This is a genomic window from Enterococcus sp. AZ095a, from assembly GCF_050546735.1.
Lineage (GTDB): Bacteria > Bacillota > Bacilli > Lactobacillales > Enterococcaceae > Enterococcus_D > Enterococcus_D entomosocium.
On record NZ_CP172953.1, the window covers coordinates 1 to 24,163 of the forward strand.

A 24,163-nucleotide genomic window follows, 5' to 3' on the forward strand; every position below is an offset into this window, starting at 1 on the left:
ATGCCATCTGCTGATTCTATTTGGCAAGATCTTCAACGTTCCTTTAAAGAAGAGCTGAATCCGGCCAGTTATAGTGCTTGGATCGAGACTGCCAATGTCTTGTCGTTTGAAAAAAATCAGCTGCTGATCGAAGTACCCAGCGATCTTCATAAATCTTATTGGGAAAAAAATCTAGCTGCCAAAATTGTTGAAATGGGATTTATGAAAACTGGTGAAGAATTGATTCCTAGTTTTGTGACTGTCGAAGAAGCAGAAGCTTTAAAAACAGCCCCTTCTACTATTCAAACAGCTGCAAAAGAAAACGAGCGGCCGCCGAAATCGATCTTAAATGAAAAATACACATTTGATACCTTTGTCATCGGGAAAGGCAATCAGATGGCCCACGCTGCTGCTTTAGTTGTTGCAGAAGATCCTGGGTCTATTTATAATCCGCTGTTCTTCTATGGTGGCGTTGGTTTAGGGAAAACCCACTTGATGCATGCGATCGGTCATCAAATGTTGCTGAAACGTCCCAATGCCAAAATCAAGTATGTTAGTAGTGAAAATTTCACCAATGATTTCATTACTTCTATTCAAAAGAACAAAATGGAAGATTTTCGAAACGAATACCGCAATGTTGATCTTTTGCTAGTGGATGATATTCAATTCTTAGTCAATAAAGAAGGAACCCAAGAAGAATTCTTTAATACCTTCGAAGAACTGTATCGCAATAATAAACAGATCGTCCTCACAAGTGATCGTTTGCCAAATGAGATCCCGACTTTACCAGAACGTTTGGTTTCCCGTTTTGCTTGGGGCTTGTCCGTTGATATCACCCCGCCGGATCTAGAGACGCGGACTGCGATTTTGCGGAAAAAAGCCGAAGCCGAACGCTTGGAGATCCCCGACGATACGCTAAGTTATATCGCTGGACAGATCGATTCAAATATCCGGGAACTTGAAGGAGCACTCGTGCGGGTGCAAGCTTTTGCTACGATGCAAAACTCAGACATTACAACGAGCTTGGCAGCTGAAGCCATCAAAGCCTTGAAATCAAGCCATGGCTCGACCCAAGTTTCGATTTTGCAGATCCAAGAAGAAGTCGCAAAATACTATCACATTCATGTCAATGATCTAAAAGGGAAAAAACGGGTCAAAGGCATCGTTGTCCCACGGCAGATCGCGATGTATCTCTCTCGAGAATTGACCGATAGTTCTTTACCAAAAATCGGTGGCGAATTTGGTGGCAAAGACCATACCACGGTCATTCATGCCCATGAAAAAATTCAGCATTTAGTCGAAACAGATCCCACGATCAAAAATGAGATCGCTGAAATCAAACAAATTCTCTTCAGCTGATCTGTGGATAAGAAAAGAAGAACCAAAAAAGTTGTCCACAAGTTATTCACAGGCATTTTCGTTAGTCTAATCACTCTTTTCTCGAGTTATCCACATTACTAACAAGCCTATTACTACTATTACTTTTATTTAATAACTATAAATTAAAGGAGTATCGCTATGAAGCTAACTTTAAACCGAACAGAGTTCATGCAAGAATTACAAACTGTCCAACGGGCGATTTCAACCAAAACCACCATCCCGATCTTAACCGGAGTAAAATTGTCCCTTTCAGAAAAAGGATTAACCATGACTGGGAGCAACGCCGATATTTCCATTGAAACTTTTTTAAGTGTGGAAAACGAAAAAGCGCAAATGCAAATCGAAAAAACAGGAGCAATCGTTTTACAAGCACGTTTCTTCAGCGAAATCGTTCGTCGTTTGCCTGAAAGTACCTTAACGTTAGAAGTTTTAGACAATAATCAAGTAGCGATCACTTCTGGAAAAGCTAACTTTACCGTCAACGGCTTGGATGCCGATAGTTATCCACATTTACCAGTTGTCGAAAGTCAAGATTCGATCGAGATTCCAGCGCATGTATTAAATAAGGTCGTTAGTGAAACGGTCTTTGCGGTTTCGCAACACGAAAGCCGTCCAATCTTAACTGGGGTCCACTTTGTCTTAGAAAATCAAAAATTATTAGCTGTTGCGACGGACTCACACCGTTTGAGTCAACGGGTGATTCCCTTGGAAAGCGGGGAAACAGCCTTCAATATCGTGATTCCCGGCAAAAGCCTAACGGAACTTTCTCGTTCCTTAACGGATGAAGAAGAAGCGATCCAAATCAGCATTATGGATAACCAAGTGTTGTTCCAAACGAAAACTATGAAATTCTATTCTCGTTTATTGGAAGGAACTTACCCAGATACCAACCGTCTGATCCCTTCAAGCTTCAATACTGAAATTGAATTTTCTGTGCCAGAATTGTTACAGGCTATCGAACGGGCGTCATTGCTTTCCCATGAAGGCCGAAACAACATCGTTCGTTTGGCGATCTCCGAGGAAGCTGTTGTCTTATATGGAAACTCACCAGAAATCGGGAAAGTGGAAGAAGACCTTTCTTTTGAAAAAGTGACCGGCGACCCATTAGAGATCTCTTTCAATCCTGATTATATGAAAGCTGCACTACGAGCATTTGGTGACACCAGCATCGTGATCCGCTTTATCTCAGCGATCCGTCCCTTTACGTTGGAGCCAACAGAGAGCAAAGGCAGCTTTATCCAGCTGATTACACCGGTGCGCACCAACTAGTTTTTCATGTCTTTTGAAAAAAGTTGAAACAATCATCTGAAAATGAATAAATGAGTTAAAAGGGCTTAAAATCGTTTTTAAGCCCTTTTTTCTATTTTGGCTTCTTTTTTGTCTAAAAGCAGTAAGTCTTCTGAGAATGAAAAATATGCCGATGAATTTGTTTTCTTGGCAAAAAAAGAGTATAATATAGCTAAACGCTCTTTGATAGAATTGAGGGGAATTATGAAAATGCAAATACCGTTAGAAACGGAATATATGACACTTGGACAAATGCTCAAAGAAGTCAGTGTGATCAGCAGCGGCGGCCAAGCGAAATGGTACCTTGCAGAGCACACCGTTTTTGTCGACGGCGAGCCGGAAAATCGACGAGGGCGCAAATTGTATGCGGGAATGCGTGTTGAGCTACCTGATGAAGGTACTTTTTTTATGGTGAAGAAGGAAGACGCAGATGCGGCTGAATGAGTTGCATTTAAGCAATTATCGGAACTATGATTCGCTGACACTGACTTTTGAGAAAGGTCTGGTCATTTTTTTAGGCGAAAATGCGCAAGGAAAAACCAATATTTTAGAAAGTATCTATGTATTGGCGATGACCAAAAGCCACCGCACCTCCAGCGAGCAAGAACTTATCCGTTGGGACACGGAAGGTGCGCGGATCTCTGGCAGTGTCAGTCGGGGACGCTCAACGATCCCGTTAGAACTGTTTTTGTCAAAAAAAGGACGAAAAACGAAAGTAAACCACATTGAGCAAAAAAAGCTCAGTAGTTACATAGGGCAGCTGAATGTCATTTTATTTGCTCCAGAAGACCTCTCCCTTGTAAAAGGAAGTCCCCAAGTCCGCCGCAAATTTCTCGATATGGAAATTGGGCAGATCGATCCAATTTATCTCTATGATCTCGTTCAATACCAATCCGTTTTGAAACAGCGCAATCAATACTTAAAACAGCTGAATGAAAAAAAACAGACCGATGAGATCTATTTAGATGTTTTGACGGAACAGCTGGTGGCTTTCGGCAGTAAAATCATTTTAGCCAGACAACGGTTTGTTCAGCGCTTGGCGTATTGGGCAAATCAGCTGCACCAAAAGATCAGCCAAGGAAAAGAAACCTTGCAGATCGACTATTTATCAAATGTGCCCGGTGAGGCGACCTCGCTGGAGGAGATCCAACAGCAATTTGTCAAAGCCTTGGCACAAGTCAAAGACCGTGAACGATTTCGGCAAGTCACGTTGGCAGGCCCCCATCGAGACGATCTGGATTTTTTGATCAATGAGAAAAATGTTCAGACCTTTGGTTCGCAAGGACAGCAGCGAACAACGGCCCTAAGTGTCAAATTGGCAGAAATCGATTTGATGAAAGAAGAAACAGGGGAATATCCCGTCCTTTTATTAGATGATGTCATGAGTGAGCTGGATGATTCCCGACAACTGCATTTATTGGAAACCATTGAAGGAAAAGTTCAGACCTTTCTGACAACAACGACATTAGAACATGTAAAAGACAAAATGTCTGTGGAAGCAGAGATTTTTTATGTAGAGCAAGGACATATTAAAGGAGAATAGACTGAATGACAGAAGAAGAAAAAAGCTTAGTTGAACGTGCGAAAGCCTATGATGCCAGTCAGATCCAAGTGTTGGAAGGACTAGAAGCCGTCCGCAAACGACCTGGGATGTACATTGGTTCTACCAGTTCAGAAGGTTTGCACCACTTAGTATGGGAAATCGTCGATAACTCGATCGACGAAGCACTAGCAGGCTTTGCCTCAAGTATTCAAGTGATCATTGAACCAGATAATAGTATAACGGTCGTCGATGACGGTCGGGGGATCCCCGTTGATATCCAAGCCAAGACAGGCCGTCCAGCGGTAGAAACCGTCTTTACGATCCTGCATGCCGGCGGGAAATTTGGCGGCGGCGGCTACAAAGTATCTGGTGGACTACACGGGGTAGGTTCCTCCGTCGTTAATGCGTTGTCCACGACTTTAGACGTAAAAGTCTATAAAGAAGGCAAAGTGTATTATCAAGAATACCATCGTGGAGCAGTCGTTGATGACTTAAAAGTGATCGATGAAACCGACCGCCACGGAACGACCGTCCACTTTGTTCCAGATCCAGAGATCTTTACGGAAACAACGGAATTCAATTTTGATAAATTAGCGACGCGGGTTCGGGAATTAGCCTTCTTGAACCGTGGTTTAAAAATCTCGATTGAAGACAAACGGGAAGAAAAACCCGTTTTGAAAGAATATCATTACGACGGCGGGATCAAGAGCTATGTGGAGCATTTGAATGCGAGTAAAACAGTGATTTTCCCAGATCCGATCTATTTAGAAGGAGAACAACAAGGAATCACGGTTGAAGTCTCCATGCAATATACCGATAGCTACCATAGCAACCTGCTAAGTTTTGCCAACAACATCCATACCTATGAAGGCGGAACCCATGAATTCGGGTTTAAGACTGCCTTGACCCGGGTGATCAATGATTACGCCCGCAAGTCAAAATTGATGAAAGAAAACGACGAAAACCTGACCGGAGAAGATGTTCGGGAAGGCTTGACGGCGGTTATCTCCATCAAGCATCCAGATCCTCAGTTTGAGGGACAAACGAAAACCAAATTAGGAAATTCCGAAGTGCGGACAGTCACCGATCGTCTCTTTTCCGAACATTTCACGAAATTCTTGATGGAAAACCCGAATGTGGGTCGTCAAGTCGTGGAAAAAGGACTTTTGGCATCAAAAGCCCGTCAAGCAGCCAAACGTGCCCGGGAAATGACTCGCCGAAAAGGTGCGTTAGAAATCAGTAACTTACCTGGGAAATTAGCCGACTGTTCCAGTAATGATCCAGAAAAATGCGAATTGTTTATCGTCGAAGGAGATTCTGCCGGCGGTTCAGCAAAACAAGGCCGCAGTCGGGAATTCCAAGCGATCTTACCGATCCGTGGGAAGATTTTAAATGTCGAAAAAGCCAGCATGGACAAAATCTTAGCAAACGAAGAGATCCGTTCATTGTTTACGGCAATGGGTACCGGGTTTGGTGCTGATTTTGATGTAGCAAAAGCCCGTTACCACAAGCTAGTCATCATGACCGATGCCGATGTCGATGGTGCCCATATCCGGACCCTACTCTTGACGCTGTTCTATCGTTATATGCGTCCCATCGTTGAAGCCGGTTATGTCTATATCGCACAACCGCCATTGTACGGTGTCAAACAAGGGAAAAATATCCATTATATCCAACCCGGCAAGAATGCCGAACAAGATTTGAAAAATACGATTGAATCACTACCTGCGACACCAAAACCAACAGTTCAACGATACAAAGGTCTAGGGGAAATGGATGACCACCAGTTATGGGAAACCACGATGGATCCTGACAATCGGATGATGCTGCGGGTCAGCGTAGATGATGCCATTGAAGCCGATCAAATTTTTGAAATGCTGATGGGGGATCGCGTCGAACCAAGACGGGCCTTTATCGAAGAAAACGCGCACTACGTGAAAAATCTTGACATCTAGCCAATCGTAGAGGAGGAAACAGCTTGAGTGAAGAAGCAAAACAAAATATTCATGACGTCAATCTGACCAGTGAAATGCGCGAGTCCTTTATCGATTATGCAATGAGTGTAATTGTTGCTAGGGCTTTACCAGATGTGCGGGATGGCTTAAAGCCGGTTCACCGCCGAATTTTATATGGAATGAATGAATTAGGGGTCACACCAGACAAGCCCCATAAAAAATCAGCCCGGATCGTCGGCGATGTCATGGGGAAATACCATCCCCATGGTGACAGTGCGATCTATGAATCAATGGTGCGGATGGCACAGCCCTTCAGCTATCGCTACATGTTAGTCGATGGCCACGGAAACTTTGGCTCAGTCGATGGTGACGGTGCCGCTGCGATGCGGTATACCGAAGCCCGCATGAGCAAACTGGCGATGGAGATGCTGCGGGACATCAACAAAGATACTGTTGATTTCCAAAGCAATTATGATGATACAGAACGAGAACCAGCGGTATTACCAGCACGCTTCCCGAACCTTTTGGTCAACGGGACGACGGGGATCGCTGTTGGGATGGCGACCAATATCCCGCCTCATAACTTGAATGAAGTTATTGCAGCCATCGATCTATTGATGGAAAATCCAGAAGTCACGACAAGTGAATTGATGGAAGTCCTGCCGGGACCAGATTTCCCAACCGGCGGGATCGTCATGGGAAAATCCGGTATTCGCCGTGCCTATGAAACAGGGAAAGGTTCGATCACTGTTCGCGGAAAAGTCGAAGTGACTGAAATGCCCAACGGTAAAGAACGGATCTTAGTGACTGAATTGCCGTATATGGTCAATAAAGCGAAGTTGATCGAGCGGATCTCTGAGCTGCACCGTGACAAACGGATCGAAGGAATCACCGATCTGCGGGATGAATCGTCTCGTGAAGGCATGCGGATCGTTATCGACGTTCGTCGCGACGTCAGTGCGTCGGTGATCTTAAACAATCTCTACAAAATGACTGCACTGCAATCTTCTTTTGGCTTTAATATGTTAGCCATTGAAAAAGGCGTGCCGAAGATTTTGAGTTTGAAACGAATTTTAGAAAATTACATCGAGCATCAACAAGAAGTGGTAACTCGTCGGACACAGTTTGATAAAAACAAAGCAGAAGCCCGTGCCCACATCTTAGAAGGGTTACGGATCGCATTGGATCATATCGATGAGATCATTGCTTTGATCCGGGCATCAAATTCTGATGATGAAGCAAAAAATAGCATGATGGAGCGCTTCAAATTGTCCGATCGCCAAGCGCAAGCAATTTTAGATATGCGTTTGCGTCGCTTGACCGGTTTGGAACGCGACAAGATCGAAAACGAGTACCAAGGTTTGTTAGAATTTATCGCTGATTTGACAGACATTTTAGCAAATCCACAACGAGTCCTAGAGATCATCCAAACGGAGTTGCAAGAATTAGGCCAACGCTTTGGCGATGATCGCCGGACTGAATTATTGGTTGGGGAAGTCTTAAGTCTTGAAGATGAAGACTTGATCGAAGAAGAAGAAATCGTCATTACTTTGACGAACAATGGATACATCAAACGAGTAGCTAAGTCTGAATTCCGTGCACAACGTCGCGGCGGACGTGGTGTTCAAGGAATGGGGATCCACGATGAAGACTTCGTGAAGACGTTGATTTCTTGTTCGACTCACGACACATTACTGTTCTTCACCAATAAAGGGAAAGTTTACAAAGCCAAAGGCTATGAAATTCCTGAGTATGGTCGGGCAGCCAAAGGTATCCCTGTGATCAATCTGCTAGGGATCGATTCTAGCGAACGGATCGAAGCGATCATTTCGGCTTCTGGTGGGCCTCAAGAAGGACGCTACTTGTTCTTCACGACGCGTCTAGGTGTGGTCAAACGGACCTCAGTGACCGCCTTTTCAAATATCCGTGCCAATGGTCTGATTGCGATCGGTCTTCGGGAAAATGATGAGTTGGTTAACGTGATCGAAACCCATGGCGAAGATGTCGTGATCATCGGCACCCACGATGGCTACTCTGTGACTTTCAAAGAAGCCCTTGTTCGGGATATGGGCCGAACAGCTGCTGGTGTGCGAGGCATTCGTCTAAGAGATGGAGACTACGTCGTAGGTGCCGCTGTGATCACAGAAGACAGTGAAGTCTTGGTCATCACTGAGAACGGCTATGGCAAACGCACCAAAGGCTCTGAATACCCAATCAAAGGTCGTGGCGGAAAAGGGATCAAAACAGCCAACATTACGGCGAAAAACGGTCCATTAGCCGGCTTGACGACGGTCAGCGGTGAGGAAGACATCATGGTGATCACCAATAAAGGCGTCTTGATTCGTTTCAATGTAGCGACTGTTTCCCAAACTGGTCGGGCAACCTTAGGGGTTCGTTTGATGAAGATGGAAAACAATGCCAAAGTAGTGACGATGGCAACGGTTGAACCGGAAGTCGAAGAAGAACTAACGACTGCCGAAGAAACAGCGGGACAAGACGTGCCAGTTGTGGAAGAAACAACGGAAGACACCACGGATACACAAGAATAGGCAATACATTTTCTAGGAAGACAGCAACCTGCGAACCTGCAGCTTGCTGTCTTTTTACTCTTTTTCAAAAAATCGGCAGCAGCTGACGTATTTATCAGTGTAAGCGATTGTTTGCAGTGATGGGTAGATGCAGGGACGCAAAAAAATAGCTTGCAGTAGGGACGAAAAAAGTGTATAATAATTATTTGTGAGTAGTCTAATTAGACCACTCTCTCTGCTCCTAGAAAACTAGGGGCCAAAGTCCACAGGGAGGTGAAAAATCAATGGAAAACACGAAATATGAGATCTTATATATCATTCGTCCAAACATTGATGAAGAAGCAAAAGCCGCATTGATCGCTCGTTTTGACTCAATCTTAACTGATAACGGCGCTGAAGTTATCGAATCAAAAGATTGGCAAAAACGCCGTCTAGCGTATGAAATGGATGGATTCCGTGAGGGTATCTATCACATCGTTAAAGTTTCTTCTTCAACAACTGCAAGTGCAATCAACGAGTTTGACCGTCTTGCGAAAATCAATGATGACATTATCCGTCACATGATTGTCAAAGAAGAAGCATAATATTGTTTCACATGAAACAAAAGCGATGAGGAGATGATGAACTTTGATTAATAATGTTGTACTAGTAGGAAGACTAACCAAAGATCCTGATTTACGTTACACTTCTAATGGCACTGGTGTCGCAACCTTTACCTTGGCGGTAAATCGCAATTTTACCAACCAAAGTGGAGAGCGCGAAGCTGATTTCATCAACTGTGTTATTTGGAGAAAACCAGCGGAAACATTAGCAAACTATGCACGCAAAGGAACTTTATTAGGGGTTACTGGACGTATTCAAACCCGTTCATACGACAACCAACAAGGCCAACGTGTTTATGTAACAGAAGTCGTTGCTGACAACTTCCAATTATTAGAATCGCGAAATGCTTCCGAGCAAAGACGCACAACTGATAGCGGATCTGGCAGCAGCAATACGTATAACTCAAATAGTTCTTCTGGATTTGGTAACAATAACTCAAATCAAACTCAATCCTCTCAACCATCAGGAATGCCTAATTTTGATCGAGAAAACTCCGATCCATTCGGAAACTCATCAATCGACATTTCAGACGATGATTTACCATTCTAAGAAATTGATAGGAGGGAAATAGGATGGCACAACAAAGAAGAGGCGGACGCAAACGTCGTAAAGTAGACTACATTGCTGCAAACCATATTGAACATATCGATTATAAAGATATTGAATTACTAAAACGTTTCATTTCAGAACGCGGTAAAATTTTACCACGTCGTGTAACTGGTACTGGTGCGAAAAACCAACGCAAACTTACCATTGCAATCAAACGTGCGCGTATTATGGGATTACTTCCATTCGTAGGCGAAGAATAAATCAAATGATTTTCATTGACAAGTTTCTTTTGAAGCTTGTCAATTTTTTTATCTACTGAAGAAATACTTGTTATTTTATATACAGATAAAATAACGAGTGACAGAAATTTTCCCATGATTATCTCACCAAAAAAGTTTCACGTGGAACTTTTTGCATCAATCGCCTATTTGATTGTTTTGTGGTAAAATAAGGAACAAAGCTTCAAAAAAATGGGATGATACATTGAGGGGTAAAAAAGATGGCAGCAATTGGGTTGATTTCAATTGATAATTACGATGATTTGATTGAGAAAAAAGACGACAAACAAGTTTCTTATTTGAACTCGCTGATCACGACACTGATTTCTGATTGGGCAAGTGAGAATCATGTTTTTTACAAACGAATCAATTCCGAGCGGTTTCTTTTCGTCGCGAAGTATTCAGATATTGAGCGGATGAAGGAAGAAAAATTCCAATTTTTGACTAGAGTACGGCAAGTTGCGGAAAAAAATGATCTGGCATTAACGATCAGTATGGGAATCTCCTATGGGGAAGAGTCTTTTGAAGAGATTGGTGAAGTGGCACAAAACAATCTCGACATTGCGTTAGTTCGTGGCGGCGATCAAGTCGTTTTAAAAGAAGCCAAAGAAGAAGCAAAACCGCAATTCTTTGGCGGTAATACGGATGGTACGCCGAAGAGAACGCGTGTTCGTTCTCGTGCCATGAGTACGGCGTTGAGAAAGATTTTTGCTGAAAACCAGCGGATCTTTATCATGGGTCATCGTTACCCGGACATGGATGCTTTAGGTTCGGCTTTTGGGGTGGCTTACATGGCGATGATGAGCGACAAAGAATGCTACATCATTTTAAATCCGAAAGAGATCACCGCCGACATTCAGCGGGCATTGGAAGAATTGAAAAAATACCCCGAGCTGGAACGATTTGTGATCACTGGGGAAGAAGCAGTCAATTTATCAAATGAAGAAAGTGTCTTAGTGATGGTAGATTACCATAAGCCGTCGATGTCGATCTCGCAAGCGGTCTATGATGAATTTGACAAAATCGCAGTGATCGATCACCATCGTCGCGGGGATGAGTTTCCCGATAAGCCATTATTGACGTATATTGAATCTTCCGCGTCTTCAGCATCGGAACTGGTAGCAGAATTGATCCAGTATCGCGCTTCTCGCAGATCGCAAGTCCCTAAATTTATTACGACTTCTTTATTAGCGGGAATCTACGTGGATACGAAGAACTTCACGGTGCGAACCACTGGTCGGACCTTTGATATTGCTGGCTATTTGAAAAATCAAGGCGCAGATACGTCATTGGTTCAATACATGTTGAGTACGGATTTAGATTCCTATTTGATGATCAGTGAACTGGTTTCTCGCAGCCAGCATTTCCGAGAAGATATCGTGATTGCTACAGCGGATGAAGATCGGGTGTACGATAGTGTCACCGTTGCAAAAGCGGCCGATACTCTGCTATCGATCAATGGGATCCATGCCGCGTTTGTCATTACGAAACAGCCAGGAGATTTGATCGGTATTAGTGCTAGAAGTACCGGAAAAGTCAATGTACAAACCTTGATGGAGGCATTAGGCGGCGGCGGACATTTTACCAACGCAGCCACGCAAATAAAAAACAGCAGCATTGGCGATGTAGAAAACCAGTTGCGAGCGGAATTAACGAAAAATGAACAATAACAAGGAGTGACCAAGATGAAAGTTATTTTCTTACAAGATGTCAAAGGCAAAGGCAAAAAAGGCGATATCAAGGAAGTCCCTAATGGCTACGCACAAAACTTCCTGATCAAAAACAACTTAGCCAAACCTGCCAACAATGAAAGCATGGCAGAATTAAAAGGCAAACAAAAAGCCAAAGAAAAACAAGATGCGGAAGTCTTAGCAGAAGCGAAAGAGCTAAAAGCACTTCTTGAAAAAGAAGAAACCGTCGTGAAGATCAATGCCAAAGCAGGGGAAGATGGCCGCTTGTTCGGTTCGATCCCATCAAAACAAATTGCCGATGCCTTGAACAAGCAATACAAAATTAAGATCGACAAACGCAAAATCGAATTGGATCAGCCGATTCGTGCATTAGGGTTTACGCAAGTACCTGTAAAATTGCACCCACAAGTAACAGCAACGATCAATGTTCATACCATTCAAGAATAAGCATTACTCCCAACAGTCACATGTTGGGGTTTTTTTCGGCAAACGTCCAAGCAATCTTGTACTTTGGATGGGAATCTTGTAGAATGAATGGACGAAGGAGCGAATGGCATGAATGAAGTTTGGCAAAATCAAGTTCCCCCACAAGATATTGAAGCGGAACAAGCGGTCCTAGGGGCAGTCTTTTTAGATGCCGATGCGATCATCGATGCAATGGAAGTAATCGCCCCAGAAGATTTTTATCGCCGCAGCCATCAAATAATTTTTCAAGCAATGATCCAGTTGAACGACCGTAGTGAATCGATCGACTTGATTACGTTGAAAGCAGAAATTGAAAAAAGCAACAGTCTTGAAGATGTTGGCGGTCTGACGTATCTGACTGAATTGAGTCAAGCTTCACCATCAGCAGCAAGTATTGCTTATTATGCGAAGATCGTTGACGACAAAGCCACGCTGCGCAATCTAATCCAAACAGCGAGCCGTATCGTAACCAAAGGCTTTGAACAAGATGAAGATGTGCAGTCGATCATTGATCAAGCAGAAAAAAGTATTTTAGAAGTATCCGAAAAGCGCAACAGTAATGGCTTCCAATCGATAGCGGAAGTCTTGAATCGGACGATCGAAACGATCGATCAATTGGCGCAAAACAATGAAGAAATCACCGGATTACCTACGGGTTATGCGGCTTTAGACAAAATGACGGCGGGGCTGCAAAAAGAAGAGCTGATTATTCTCGCTGCCCGCCCCGCGGTAGGGAAAACCGCGTTTGCCTTGAATATCGCGCAAAATGTCGGAACGAAAACCGATCGTTCCGTAGCGATCTTTAGTCTGGAAATGGGGGCTGAATCATTGGTCAACCGGATGCTTTGTGCGGAAGGCTCGATTGAGGCTAGTCACTTGCGGACGGGGCAGCTCTCAGAAGAAGAATGGCGGAATTTGATCGTTGCCATGGGCAGTCTTTCTAACGCCAATATCTATATCGATGATACCCCCGGGATCAAGATCTCTGAGATCCGGGCGCGTTGTCGGAAACTGGCGCAAGAAAAAGGCAATCTCGGCTTGATTTTGATCGACTATTTGCAGCTGATTGAAGGAACGGGTCGCGAAAACCGCCAACAAGAAGTCTCTGAGATCTCTCGCCAATTAAAGAAACTGGCGAAGGAATTGAAAGTGCCGGTGATTGCACTGTCTCAGCTTTCTCGGGGTGTGGAACAGCGACAAGACAAGCGTCCTGTTTTAAGTGATATTCGGGAATCAGGGTCGATCGAGCAGGATGCCGATATCGTTGCTTTCTTGTATCGGGATGACTACTACCGCAGTGAAGGCGACGATGACGATGAACCAGAAGAACAACAAAACAACAATGTGATCGAAGTCATTATTGAAAAAAACCGGAGTGGTGCCCGGGGGACGGTCGAACTTCTATTCATCAAAGAATACAATAAATTCTCCTCGGTCTCGCCACGAGAAGAGTTCGGGTAAGACACCAATTATTTGAAAAACAATGGCTCCTGCTGCCGTCTGCATCGCGCTGATGGTAGTAGGGTTTTCTTTATGTGCCGACTTTATTCGTTTTTACGTGTATAAATAATTATTCCAAAGAAAATAGTTCGTTTTTTACCCCTGAAAAATGAGAATTTAAAACGATTATTCGATTTTAGATTGAAAGAGCTTGCGAATCTTGTTACAATACTTAAGGAATGCACTAATTAAAGAAAGAGGTCATTATATGTCATCTGTAGTAGTAGTAGGTACACAATGGGGCGATGAAGGTAAAGGAAAGATTACGGACTTTTTGAGTGAAAACGCGGAAGTCATTGCACGTTATCAAGGTGGAGACAATGCCGGCCATACGATTAAATTTGACGGTGTGACCTATAAACTGCATTTGATTCCTTCAGGGATCTTTTATGCAGATAAAATCAGTGTCATTGGAAACGGGGTCGTTGTGAACCCGAAATCATTAGTTAAAGAATTAGCATACTTGAAAGAAAACAATATAATAACAGAAAACTTGAAGATCTCTGATCGTGCACATGTTATTTTACCTTACCATATCCATTTGGATCAGCTGCAAGAAGATGCCAAAGGTGACAACAAGATCGGTACGACAATCAAAGGGATCGGACCAGCCTATATGGATAAAGCGGCCAGAGTCGGCATTCGGATCGCTGATCTTTTAGACAAAGAAATTTTTGAAGAACGTCTGCGTATCAACTTAGAAGAAAAAAATCGTCAATTCGTGAAAATGTTTGATGCAGAGCCAATCGCCTTTGAAGATATTTTTGAAGAGTATTACGAATATGGCCAACAAATCAAAAAATATGTGACGGATACTTCGGTGATCCTTAACGATGCCTTAGATGAAGGCAAACGAGTTTTATTTGAAGGGGCACAAGGCGTGATGCTGGATATCGACCAAGGAACCTATCCTTTCGTAACGTCATCCAACCCCGTTGCTGGAGGTGTCACCATCGGTAGTGGTGTGGGCCCTTCAAAAATCAACAAAGTCGTTGGTGTCTGCAAAGCCTACACCTCTCGGGTAGGAGATGGTCCATTCCCAACGGAACTGTTTGATGAAACAGGTGAACAAATTCGTAAGATCGGTCGTGAATACGGGACAACGACAGGACGACCTCGTCGTGTGGGCTGGTTTGATACCGTCGTGATGCGCCATTCAAAACGGGTCTCAGGGATCACGAACCTATCCCTTAACTCGATCGATGTCTTGAGCGGTTTAGAAACCGTGAAAATCTGTACCGCTTATGAACTAGACGGCGAATTGATCTATCATTATCCAGCAAGCTTGAAAGAGTTGAACCGCTGCAAACCAGTCTACGAAGAACTTCCTGGCTGGTCTGAAGACATTACTGGCTGCAAAACATTGGCGGATCTGCCAGAAAATGCACGCAATTACGTGCATCGCATCTCTGAATTGGTCGGTGTCCGCATTTCGACCTTCTCGGTAGGGCCAGACCGCAGCCAAACCAACATCTTAGAAAGTGTTTGGGCGCAAATTTAACCTGACGCGAAAGCATCAGAACAAGACAAAGAACTTCTGTGTCAGAAGCGGTCAACGACAAGTTTGGCTGCTTTTGATGAGAATTTCTTCTGTCTTGTTCTTTTTTTGCTATAATAGGGGGTAACGAGAGGGGTGAAACCATGTTTCAAATCATGACAGATTCCTGCTGTGATTTACCAGCAGCAAGATTAGCGGAGCTAGATGTCGCCTATATTCCAATGCTGATTGAATTAGATGGCAAAGAATATATCGATGATATGGGCAAAGAATTTGATACGGAATGGTTTTTAGGAAAACTAAAAGAGCATGCGCAACCGACGACTTCTCAAATCAATGTCGGACGTTATATGGAATATTTTCGGCCATATGTCGAAGCGGGCATACCGGTCCTTTATTTAGGTTTTTCTTCAGGAATGAGCGGCTCATTCCAAAGTGCCGTCCAAGCCGTAGCCTTACTAAAAGAAGAATACAAAGAAGTCGCGATCACCTTGATCGATACGCGCTCTGCTAGTTTAGGCGAAGGCTTCTTAGTGGCTGAAGCAGCTCAACAAAAAGCCCAAGGGCGTTCGTTGCTGGAAGTCAGCCAATGGGTAGAAGAAAATAAACTGCGTTTAGATTCATGGGTCACCGTCGATGATTTAAAACAATTGGAACGCGGCGGCAGAATCTCTAAAACAGCCGCAGCGATCGGTGGATTGTTGAATGTGAAACCAATCATTACCGTAGATACCGCGGGAAAATTACGCAGTGTTGATCGAGTGCGGGGACGCAACAAAGCGATCAAAAAAATCGTGGATCAAACCATCGCCAATCTTCACGAATCAAAAACCAATACGGTTTATTTTGCCAATGCTGGCGATGCCGAAGCAGCGGAGAAAGTCATCAAGCGTTTGACCGAAAAAGTTCCTGACATTATTATTCATCATTATCCATTAGGTCCAACGATCTCCAGTCATACCGGCTACGGCTGCTTGGCGCTGTTTTCATTCGGCAAAGCCCGTTTAGAACAAGCGTAACCTGCCCAACATGCCCGAAGTATTAGACAAAATAAAAAGAACGCTCCAGTTGCAGCCTTGGTGGCAGGCAACTGGAGCGTTCTTTTTTGTAGAAGCAGCTTATTGATTCATTTCTGCTACGCGTTTTTGGACATCTTTGTTTTCTAAGAATTCATCGTAGGTCGTTTCGGCACGATCCACCACGCCTTTGCTAGAGACCGCAATGATACGGTTCGCAAGGGTTTGAATAAATTGGTGGTCATGAGAAGCAAACAACAATGAGCCGGTGAAGGCCATCAAACCATCGTTTAATGCGGTGATCGATTCTAAGTCCAAGTGATTGGTTGGATCATCCAACACCAATACGTTGGCTTTTGAAAGCATCATTTTCGACAACATACAGCGAACTTTTTCGCCCCCGGAAAGAACGTTGACGGGTTTTAATACTTCATCACCAGAGAATAACATGCGACCTAGGAAGCTGCGCAAGAAGGTATTGTCGTCTTCTTCTTTGCTTGCGTATTGACGCAGCCAATCAACGATCGGGGTATCCGTATCGAATTCGCTGGTCGTATCTTTTGGCAAGTAGGCATGCTGCGTGGTGACGCCCCAACGAACACTACCTGTATCAGGAGTGATTTCCCCCATGATGACTTTGAATAGCGTCGTGGTGGTGATATCGCTATTGGCAACAAAAGCGACTTTGTCGTCTTTATTCAAGGTGAAAGAGATATTGTCTAAAATCTTTTTGCCGTCGATCGTCACACTGACATTGTCGACTTGCAGCAAGTCATTCCCGATTTCACGTTCTGGTTTAAAACCAACAAACGGATAACGGCGGGACGAAGGTTGAATATCATCAAGGGTGATTTTATCCAACATTTTTTTCCGAGACGTTGCTTGTTTGGATTTTGATGCATTGGCACTAAAGCGTGCGATAAAGTCTTGCAGTTCTTTGATCTGCTCTTCTTTTTTGGCATTTGATTGTGATTGTAATTTCGCCGCTAATTGGCTTGATTCCAACCAGAAATCATAGTTGCCGACAAACAATTTGATTTTGCCGAAGTCTAGATCGGCCATATGGGTACAAACTTTATTTAAGAAGTGGCGGTCATGGGAAACAACGATGACAGTGTTGTCAAAGTTGATTAGAAATTCTTCTAACCAGTTGATAGATTGGATATCCAATCCGTTGGTAGGCTCATCTAGGAGCAAGACGTCTGGCTTACCGAAAAGGGCTTGTGCGAGTAAGACTTTTACCCGTTGACCAGCAGTTAGATCTTTCATCAAGACATGATGCAATTCATCGGGAATGTTCAGGCCTTGCAAAAGAACGGCTGCTTCTGGCTCTGCTTCCCAACCATCAAGTTCCGCAAATTCGCCTTCTAGTTCGGCGGCACGAATCCCATCTTCATCAGAAAAGTCTTCCTTCATGTAGATCGCGTCTTTTTCTTTCATCACTTCGTAGAGACGTTTATGGCCCATGATGACCGTTTCGATCACTGGAAACTCTTCGTAATCATAGTGGTTCTGTTTCAAGACAGCCATCCGTTCATCAGGACCTAAAGAAACGTTCCCGGTCGAAGGTTGGATCTCACCAGATAAAATTTTTAAAAAAGTTGATTTACCAGCACCATTTGCACCAATCAAACCATAACAATTACCAGGCGTAAACTTAATATTAACATCATCAAACAGTTTGCGGTCTGAAAAATGCAAACTTACATCACTTACTGTAATCAATTCTTTTCCTCACTTTATATAAATTGACATGGAGTCTCCTAGCATTATAGCGATGAATGTTGAAACTTTCAAGTAAAGCCGAGGATTTCATCGGGAAAGGCTTAGGGCTGGTGAAAGAAAAATTTTGGCTGCTGCTGCCTTCCTAGTAGAACCTGACGGCTTCCTATGCTAGAGTATTGGTAGAATAGTCAGACAAAGGAGCAGACGAATGGTGGATTGGTTGGTTGGATTGTCGCCATGGCAGCAAGCGCTGGCGGGGACGATCTTTACGTATGGTATGACGGCGCTTGGGGCAGCGCTAGTCTTTTTCTTCAAAGAAATCAATAAAAATGTCCTGAATACAATGCTGGGGTTTGCCTCTGGCGTGATGATCGCCGCTAGTTTCTGGTCGTTATTAGATCCTGCGATCGCACGAGCCGAAGAAAATGGCGACATTCCGTGGCTGGTGGTCAGTATCGGGTTTGGTTTGGGCGGTTTGTTTCTTTATGCAGCAGATAAGACACTCCCACATATGCATTTTGGTCCGAATCATGAAACAGAAGGATTGCCTAGTCATTTGAAGCGAACGATCTTGCTGGTTTTTTCCATCACACTACATAATATCCCAGAAGGCTTGGCGGTAGGGGTAGCGTTTGGGGCGGCGGCTAGTGCCGATGATCCGCGAGCAGCGATCTTAGCGGCGCTTTCGGTAGCGATCGGGATCGGGATCCAGAATTTTCCAGAAGGCGCAGCCGTTTCGATCCCCTTGCGCCAAGAAGGGTTAAGCCGAACCAAAGCCTTTATGTATGGGCAAGCATCTGGGATCGTTGAACCGATCGCGGGTGTGATCGGGGCTTTGTTGGTAACGAGTATGTCCGCTGTCTTGCCGTATGCGTTGGCTTTTGCAGCGGGTGCTATGATTTATGTGGTGGTGGAAGAATTGATTCCAGAAGCGCAGCAAACCTTGACGAGTCGCCGCCATTTTGCGGTTTTTGGCGTCATGTTAGGCTTTATCTTAATGATGGTTTTAGATGTCGCATTAGGCTGATGGATAGAAAAAACCACCTGACTGTTGGAAAGTCAGGTGGTTTTGGTTTTCCTGCAATTAACGATAATATTTTCTTGGTTTTTGGCGAATCGAGGTTAACCAGCGAACGATCAAAACGGCCAGCAGTAAAGGAATCCCGAAACGGAAGATCAATCCGATCAACCCACCAACAATGCCTAATACGACAGATAAAACAAGAGATGCTGCGATTAAAACTGCCACGACAGTAACGATTCTTCCTAATAAACTTTCTGTATTCATAGCGACTCCTCCTAGACTTTTTTTCTTATCCTTAGCATAGCAAGAAGGAAGAAGAAACACATCCAACTTAAGGCGGAATAATTGCTCCGCCGTGGGCCATAGGTTTTGTGATAAACTAAACATGAAGCATTCATGAAAGGAGACGAAACGAATGAACGTAGAAATCCTCACGAGCCAAGTCATCACAGAAGGAGGGTGCAATGCCTGTTTGCCTTATGAACTCAATACCTTCATGCTGCAGCTGCCAGATGGTCGTTGTTTTTCGTTAGAAAACTTGGATGTTGCTTCCTTGGTGATGCCCATCGCCCAAATCAATCAGTGGCAAACTCGCTTATTATTGGAAGAAGACGAAGGGCTGATCTATCGCAAGGGAACACAAGAAGTGATTTTCGTAGAAGGCAGCCGCCAGGATACGTTTTCCAGCAAAGGACAGACGATTGCTTGTCCGAAAAAGAGTTGTGAAGCAGACGTTTTTGCCACAACCAATCGGGTGCTGACAGAATTGTTTGGCATCGACCCGCTTTCCTTCGTTCTGCGGGCTGCACAAGCATAAGAGGACGAAAAAAAGCCGCTTGCGCATGTACCGACCTTTTAAAGTTAGCTTTTTAGTCTAACTATTGGAAGTCATGACAGCAAGTGGCTGTTTTTTCATATCGTTACTTACGGATCTGGCCTTCGCCATAAATAATGTATTTGGTAGAAGTCAGTGCTTCTAACCCCATTGGCCCACGGGCATGGAGTTTTTGCGTCGAGATGCCGATCTCGGCACCAAAGCCAAACATAAAGCCATCGGTGAAACGGGTCGAGGCATTGACGTAAACCGCCGCCGCATCAACTTCTTTCAAGAAGCGTTGGGAAGCGAAATAATCATCGGTGATGATCGCTTCGGAGTGCTTCGTATTGTAGCGATTGATGTGAGCAATGGCTTCTTCTAGCGAAGCCACCACTTTGATCGCTAAGATATAGTCTAAAAACTCGGTTGCCCAGTCCTCTTCAGTGGCAAGCTGTGCATTGTTCAAAAACGCCAATGCTTTTTGATCCCCTCGCAATTCGACTTGATCGGCAAACTGCTTTTCTACCATAGGCAAAAACTCCGCTGCCACTGCTTCATGGACGAGGATCGTTTCGATGGCATTGCAGACAGAAGGGCGTTGAGTCTTTGCATTCGTGACGATCGCCAGTGCCATCGGCAGCTGGGCTGCTTGGTCGATGTAGATATGATTGTTGCCGGTGCCGGTTTCGATCACTGGCACCGTGGCGGTCTCTTTGACACGACGAATCAAGCCGGCGCCCCCACGGGGGATCAAAACATCCAAGTAATCCGTCAGACGCATCAGTTCAGCCGCTGTTTCGTGGCTCGTGTCTTCGATAAACTGGATCGCATGGGGGGAGTGTCCATTGGCAGTTAATGCTTCTTGTAAAATAGTCACGAGGACTTGATTGGAGTGGAAGGCTTCTTTTCCACCACGCAAAATCACGGCATTTCCTGATTTGAAACACAGACTAGCGGCGTCAGTGGTGACATTAGGACGAGCTTCGTAGATGATGCCGATGACCCCTAAGGGCACCCGCTGTTGACCAATCAAAAGATCGTCAGCATTGCGCCACATTTTATCCACGGCACCGATTGGATCGGGCAATTGGGCGACTTCTCGGATGCCGTTAGCCATCTCTGTGATCCGTTGTTCTGACAGCAACAGTCGATCCAGCATCGTTTGGCTGTTTCCTTTGGCTTTTGCGGCAGCTAGGTCTTGTTGATTAGCAGCTAAAATCGTCTCAGTAGCTTTTTCTAAAGCATCGGCCATCGCTGCCAGTAGGTGATTTTTTTCACTGGCACTCAGTAAGCTTAATGTCTGGGCGCTTGCTTGAGCTTGTTGACCGATCGTTTGCAAGTTGCTCATTGCTCATCCTCCGTTCGTTGATAAAAGTGGGTGCCGACAGGTTCCCCTGCGAGCAAGTCAAAAATAATTTTCGGCTGCTTGCCGTTAGCGAGCAGCATGTGACTGTTCAAGTCTAAGATGCGTTGGGCGGCTTTTAGTTTACTGGTCATACCGCCGGTTCCATAAGGACTGCCTTTTCCCGTAGCTTGTTCTAAAAGTTCCGGGGTGATTTCATTGATCTCGGAATACAAAACGGCATCAGGATCATTCAGCGGATTGGCGGAATAAAAGCCATCGATATCAGAAAGCATGATCAAAAGCTCGGCTTTCGTCAACTGAGCGACGATCGCTGACAACTGGTCATTGTCGCCAAATTTGGTGAGATGGTCCAATTCATCTACTGCCACCGTGTCGTTTTCATTAATGATCGGGATGATCCCCATCGTAAGTAGTTGCTCTAAGGTGTTGCTAACGTTTTGACGGCTTTGGGGAAATTCGATGATGTCTCTGGTCAGCAGGATTTGTGCAGTCTGCTGGCTATAGCTTTGAAAACGCTGGTTGTAGATCGTCATCAGTTCCGATTGGCCAACGGCTGCCACGGCTTGCTGCTGTGGGATCTCCACGGGTCGTTCTTTCAAATTTAACTTGTTCATGCCAACACCGATCGCCCCAGAAGAAACTAAGATGATTTCTTTGCCTTGGTTTTGCAAAGCTGCTAAGACAAAGGCTAATTCATCGATGCCAGCTAGATTGATGGCACCATTGGGATAAATCAACGAGCTGGTGCCGATTTTTACAACGATTCGGTTTTTGTTTGAAAGATCTGCGCGCATATGCCACCGCCTATTTTTTGATATTTTTTCTATTGTACTCGCAAACGGGCGTTTCGTCATGCTCTTTTTTCTTTTTGAGCTATTTTAAACGAAGAAATTGTAAAGACTTTTCGATAATTGTGTTTTCCATGAAGAAAATAGTTCTTCCTATGCTAAAATAGCTATATGTTTTATTATTGGAGGAACCCATGAAATTACGAGGATTTAAAATTATTACATCATATAAAGAAAAAAGCATCACCTTGCCTCAACGTGCCACCCATCATGCGGCTGGTTATGACTTTGAAGCCGCGGAAGAAATCGTGGTGCCAAGCATTTGGAAAGCGGGCGTGATCGATGGGGTCAAAGCGCTTTTTGCGAAAGAGACCGCAAAACAGTTGAAGCCAACCTTGATTCCCACTGGGATCAAAGCCTATATGGGGGAAGACGAGTATTTGCAGCTGACAAATCGTTCCAGCAATCCTTTGAAACGTTTCTTAGTCTTGACGAATGGTGTCGGCGTCATCGACAGCGATTACTATGACAATCCAGATAATGAAGGGCATATTATGTTCCAGTTTACTAATTTCGGCCCCACAGATGTCGTCATTAAAAAAGGCGAGCGGATCGGCCAAGGAATTTTCTTGCCGTTCTTAAAAGCTGATCAAGATACAACCACTGCCAGCCGAACCGGCGGCTTTGGCTCCTCGAATCGGTAAATCCTGCCTGGGGGTCTGTTTGATAGAAGTAGTGGAGGAGATCAATGGCAAAAAAAGCAAAAAGTCAATTTGTCTGTCAAAATTGCGGGTATAGTTCCCCTAAATATTTAGGAAAATGCCCCAATTGCGGCAGCTGGAATTCAATGGTAGAAGAAGTGATCCAAGAAACCGCTGATCGTCGTGTACGTACGACATTGACGGGGCAAAAGATGCAGCCGACGAAAATTGCCGATGTCGTACCGAAAAAAGAACCGCGGGTCCAAACGAAACTCGCTGAGTTGAATCGCGTCTTAGGCGGCGGCGTGGTCCCAGGTTCCTTAATTTTGATCGGTGGGGATCCCGGGATCGGAAAATCGACGCTGCTCTTGCAAGTTTCCCAGCAATTAGCAGCGATCGGCGGAACGGTCTTGTATGTGTCAGGAGAAGAAAGTGCCGAGCAGATCAAAATGCGGGCGCAGCGCTTAGGCGCCATCGACACGGAATTTTATCTCTATGGGGAAACGGACATGTCAGAGATCAGTAAAGCGATCGAAAACATCCGCCCAGATTATGTGATCATCGATTCGATCCAAACCATGACCCAACCGGATATCACCAGTGTGGCAGGCAGTGTCAGCCAAGTGCGAGAAACGACCGCAGAATTGCTGAAAATCGCTAAAACCAATGGCATCGCCATCTTTATCGTTGGCCACGTGACGAAGGAAGGCTCGATCGCAGGACCGCGGATGCTGGAGCACATGGTGGATACCGTCTTGTATTTCGAAGGCGAAAAGCACCACAGCTTTCGGATTTTGCGGGCCGTCAAAAACCGCTTTGGGTCCACCAATGAGATCGGGATTTTTGAAATGGAAGAAGGCGGGTTGAAAGAAGTCGCCAATCCGTCACAAGTCTTTTTGGAAGAACGCTTAGAAGGCGCAACTGGATCGGCGATCGTAGTGGCAATGGAAGGCAGTCGGCCAATCTTGGTGGAGATCCAAGCACTGGTCACGCCAACGATGTTCGGCAATGCCAAACGCACGACGACGGGGCTAGACTTCAACCGGGTCTCGCTGATCATGGCGGTTTTAGAAAAACGGGCAGGTTTGCTGCTGCAAAATCAAGATGCCTACTTAAAAGCAGCCGGCGGGGTCAAATTAAATGAACCCGCGATCGATCTAGCGATCGCTGTTAGTATCGCCTCCAGCTATAAAGAAAAAGGCACCAGCCCGACGGAGTGTTTTATCGGTGAAATTGGCTTGACGGGTGAGATTCGCCGAGTCAATGCGATCGAACAACGGGTCAAAGAGGTGCAGAAACTGGGCTTTACAAAAGTTTATTTGCCTAAAAACAATCTGACTGGTTGGCAGCCGCCAAAAGGCATCGAAGTCGAAGGCGTGTCTACCTTAGCCGAAACCTTACGGAAAGTCTTCCGTTAAAGTGGAGTCACTGCAAGAGCAAGGGGCAATCTCCCTTCCTCTTGCCCTGACG

The 24,163-nt window shown here is 44.7% G+C and carries 22 protein-coding genes; 18 read left to right on the forward strand and 4 right to left on the reverse strand.

Annotation, left to right across the window (positions count from 1 at the left end; translation table 11 throughout):
* The 14 genes from dnaA (at position 1) to IGJ26_RS00070 (ending at position 16,275) form a co-directional block, all read left to right on the forward strand.
* Positions 1–1,338 (forward strand): chromosomal replication initiator protein DnaA, encoded by a 1,338-nt coding sequence (gene dnaA / locus IGJ26_RS00005; RefSeq protein ID WP_005232925.1) that lies wholly within the window; start codon positions 1–3, stop codon positions 1,336–1,338.
* Positions 1,339–1,497: 159 nt separating this feature from the next.
* Positions 1,498–2,628, forward strand: coding sequence for a DNA polymerase III subunit beta (gene dnaN, locus IGJ26_RS00010; RefSeq protein ID WP_005226354.1), 1,131 nt, complete (start codon positions 1,498–1,500; stop codon positions 2,626–2,628).
* 222 nt (positions 2,629–2,850) lie between these two features.
* On the forward strand, positions 2,851–3,090 hold the full coding sequence (yaaA, locus tag IGJ26_RS00015; protein WP_008376781.1) for a S4 domain-containing protein YaaA: 240 nt from the start codon (positions 2,851–2,853) through the stop codon (positions 3,088–3,090).
* On the forward strand, positions 3,077–4,189 hold the full coding sequence (recF, locus tag IGJ26_RS00020) for a DNA replication/repair protein RecF (RefSeq protein WP_005232923.1): 1,113 nt from the start codon (positions 3,077–3,079) through the stop codon (positions 4,187–4,189). Before yaaA ends, recF begins: the two co-directional genes overlap by 14 nt.
* A 5-nt stretch (positions 4,190–4,194) precedes the next feature.
* Positions 4,195–6,144: a DNA topoisomerase (ATP-hydrolyzing) subunit B gene (gyrB, locus tag IGJ26_RS00025; protein WP_005232922.1), complete on the forward strand. Its 1,950-nt coding sequence runs from the start codon at positions 4,195–4,197 to the stop codon at positions 6,142–6,144.
* A 23-nt stretch (positions 6,145–6,167) separates the two neighbouring features.
* A complete protein-coding gene (gyrA, locus tag IGJ26_RS00030; protein WP_008376777.1) occupies positions 6,168–8,693 on the forward strand; it encodes a DNA gyrase subunit A in 2,526 nt (841 codons plus the stop codon).
* 263 nt (positions 8,694–8,956) lie between these two features.
* A complete protein-coding gene (gene rpsF / locus IGJ26_RS00035; protein WP_005226363.1) occupies positions 8,957–9,256 on the forward strand; it encodes a 30S ribosomal protein S6 in 300 nt (99 codons plus the stop codon).
* Between the two features lie 43 nt (positions 9,257–9,299).
* The gene (gene ssb / locus IGJ26_RS00040; RefSeq protein ID WP_430599762.1) at positions 9,300–9,824 is read left to right on the forward strand and encodes a single-stranded DNA-binding protein; all 525 of its coding nucleotides are present in this window, start codon (positions 9,300–9,302) and stop codon (positions 9,822–9,824) included.
* Between the two features lie 23 nt (positions 9,825–9,847).
* Entirely contained in the window at positions 9,848–10,084 is a 237-nt protein-coding gene (gene rpsR, locus IGJ26_RS00045; protein ID WP_005226367.1) for a 30S ribosomal protein S18, read from the forward strand.
* Positions 10,085–10,323: 239 nt separating this feature from the next.
* On the forward strand, positions 10,324–11,772 hold the full coding sequence (locus IGJ26_RS00050) for a DHH family phosphoesterase (RefSeq protein ID WP_430599763.1): 1,449 nt from the start codon (positions 10,324–10,326) through the stop codon (positions 11,770–11,772).
* A 15-nt stretch (positions 11,773–11,787) separates the two neighbouring features.
* Entirely contained in the window at positions 11,788–12,240 is a 453-nt protein-coding gene (rplI, locus tag IGJ26_RS00055) for a 50S ribosomal protein L9 (RefSeq protein WP_005226371.1), read from the forward strand.
* A 108-nt stretch (positions 12,241–12,348) separates the two neighbouring features.
* On the forward strand, positions 12,349–13,719 hold the full coding sequence (dnaB, locus tag IGJ26_RS00060; RefSeq protein WP_005226374.1) for a replicative DNA helicase: 1,371 nt from the start codon (positions 12,349–12,351) through the stop codon (positions 13,717–13,719).
* Positions 13,720–13,966: 247 nt separating this feature from the next.
* Positions 13,967–15,259, forward strand: a complete 1,293-nt coding sequence (locus IGJ26_RS00065; RefSeq protein WP_005232916.1) for an adenylosuccinate synthase — start codon at positions 13,967–13,969, stop codon at positions 15,257–15,259.
* Between the two features lie 140 nt (positions 15,260–15,399).
* Positions 15,400–16,275 carry a DegV family protein gene (locus tag IGJ26_RS00070; protein ID WP_430599764.1) on the forward strand — a complete coding sequence of 292 codons (876 nt, stop codon included), beginning with the start codon at positions 15,400–15,402 and terminating at the stop codon, positions 16,273–16,275.
* 99 nt (positions 16,276–16,374) lie between these two features.
* Here IGJ26_RS00070 and IGJ26_RS00075 read toward each other — a convergent pair whose 3' ends face one another.
* Positions 16,375–17,997 (reverse strand): ABC-F family ATP-binding cassette domain-containing protein, encoded by a 1,623-nt coding sequence (locus tag IGJ26_RS00075; RefSeq protein ID WP_005226380.1) that lies wholly within the window; start codon positions 17,995–17,997, stop codon positions 16,375–16,377.
* A 208-nt stretch (positions 17,998–18,205) separates the two neighbouring features.
* Here IGJ26_RS00075 and IGJ26_RS00080 point away from each other — a divergent pair, with 208 nt between their 5' ends.
* Positions 18,206–19,024, forward strand: a complete 819-nt coding sequence (locus IGJ26_RS00080; protein ID WP_005232914.1) for a ZIP family metal transporter — start codon at positions 18,206–18,208, stop codon at positions 19,022–19,024.
* Positions 19,025–19,081: 57 nt separating this feature from the next.
* On the opposite strand, the gene IGJ26_RS00085 is transcribed toward IGJ26_RS00080, so the two are convergent.
* Positions 19,082–19,285 carry a hypothetical protein gene (locus tag IGJ26_RS00085; RefSeq protein WP_008376766.1) on the reverse strand — a complete coding sequence of 68 codons (204 nt, stop codon included), beginning with the start codon at positions 19,283–19,285 and terminating at the stop codon, positions 19,082–19,084.
* Between the two features lie 151 nt (positions 19,286–19,436).
* Here IGJ26_RS00085 and IGJ26_RS00090 point away from each other — a divergent pair, with 151 nt between their 5' ends.
* Positions 19,437–19,838: a DUF4809 family protein gene (locus IGJ26_RS00090; protein WP_016611671.1), complete on the forward strand. Its 402-nt coding sequence runs from the start codon at positions 19,437–19,439 to the stop codon at positions 19,836–19,838.
* Positions 19,839–19,941: 103 nt separating this feature from the next.
* Here the strand turns inward: IGJ26_RS00090 and IGJ26_RS00095 are convergent, their stop codons facing one another.
* The gene (locus IGJ26_RS00095; RefSeq protein ID WP_430599765.1) at positions 19,942–21,186 is read right to left on the reverse strand and encodes a glutamate-5-semialdehyde dehydrogenase; all 1,245 of its coding nucleotides are present in this window, start codon (positions 21,184–21,186) and stop codon (positions 19,942–19,944) included.
* A complete protein-coding gene (gene proB, locus IGJ26_RS00100; protein ID WP_008376761.1) occupies positions 21,183–21,998 on the reverse strand; it encodes a glutamate 5-kinase in 816 nt (271 codons plus the stop codon). Before proB ends, IGJ26_RS00095 begins: the two co-directional genes overlap by 4 nt.
* Positions 21,999–22,186: 188 nt before the next feature.
* Between proB and IGJ26_RS00105 the strand changes: the two genes are divergently transcribed.
* Both IGJ26_RS00105 and radA read left to right on the forward strand, forming a co-directional pair.
* Entirely contained in the window at positions 22,187–22,696 is a 510-nt protein-coding gene (locus tag IGJ26_RS00105; protein WP_430599766.1) for a dUTP diphosphatase, read from the forward strand.
* Between the two features lie 44 nt (positions 22,697–22,740).
* The gene (gene radA / locus IGJ26_RS00110) at positions 22,741–24,111 is read left to right on the forward strand and encodes a DNA repair protein RadA (RefSeq protein WP_005226394.1); all 1,371 of its coding nucleotides are present in this window, start codon (positions 22,741–22,743) and stop codon (positions 24,109–24,111) included.
* Positions 24,112–24,163 lie beyond the last annotated feature (52 nt).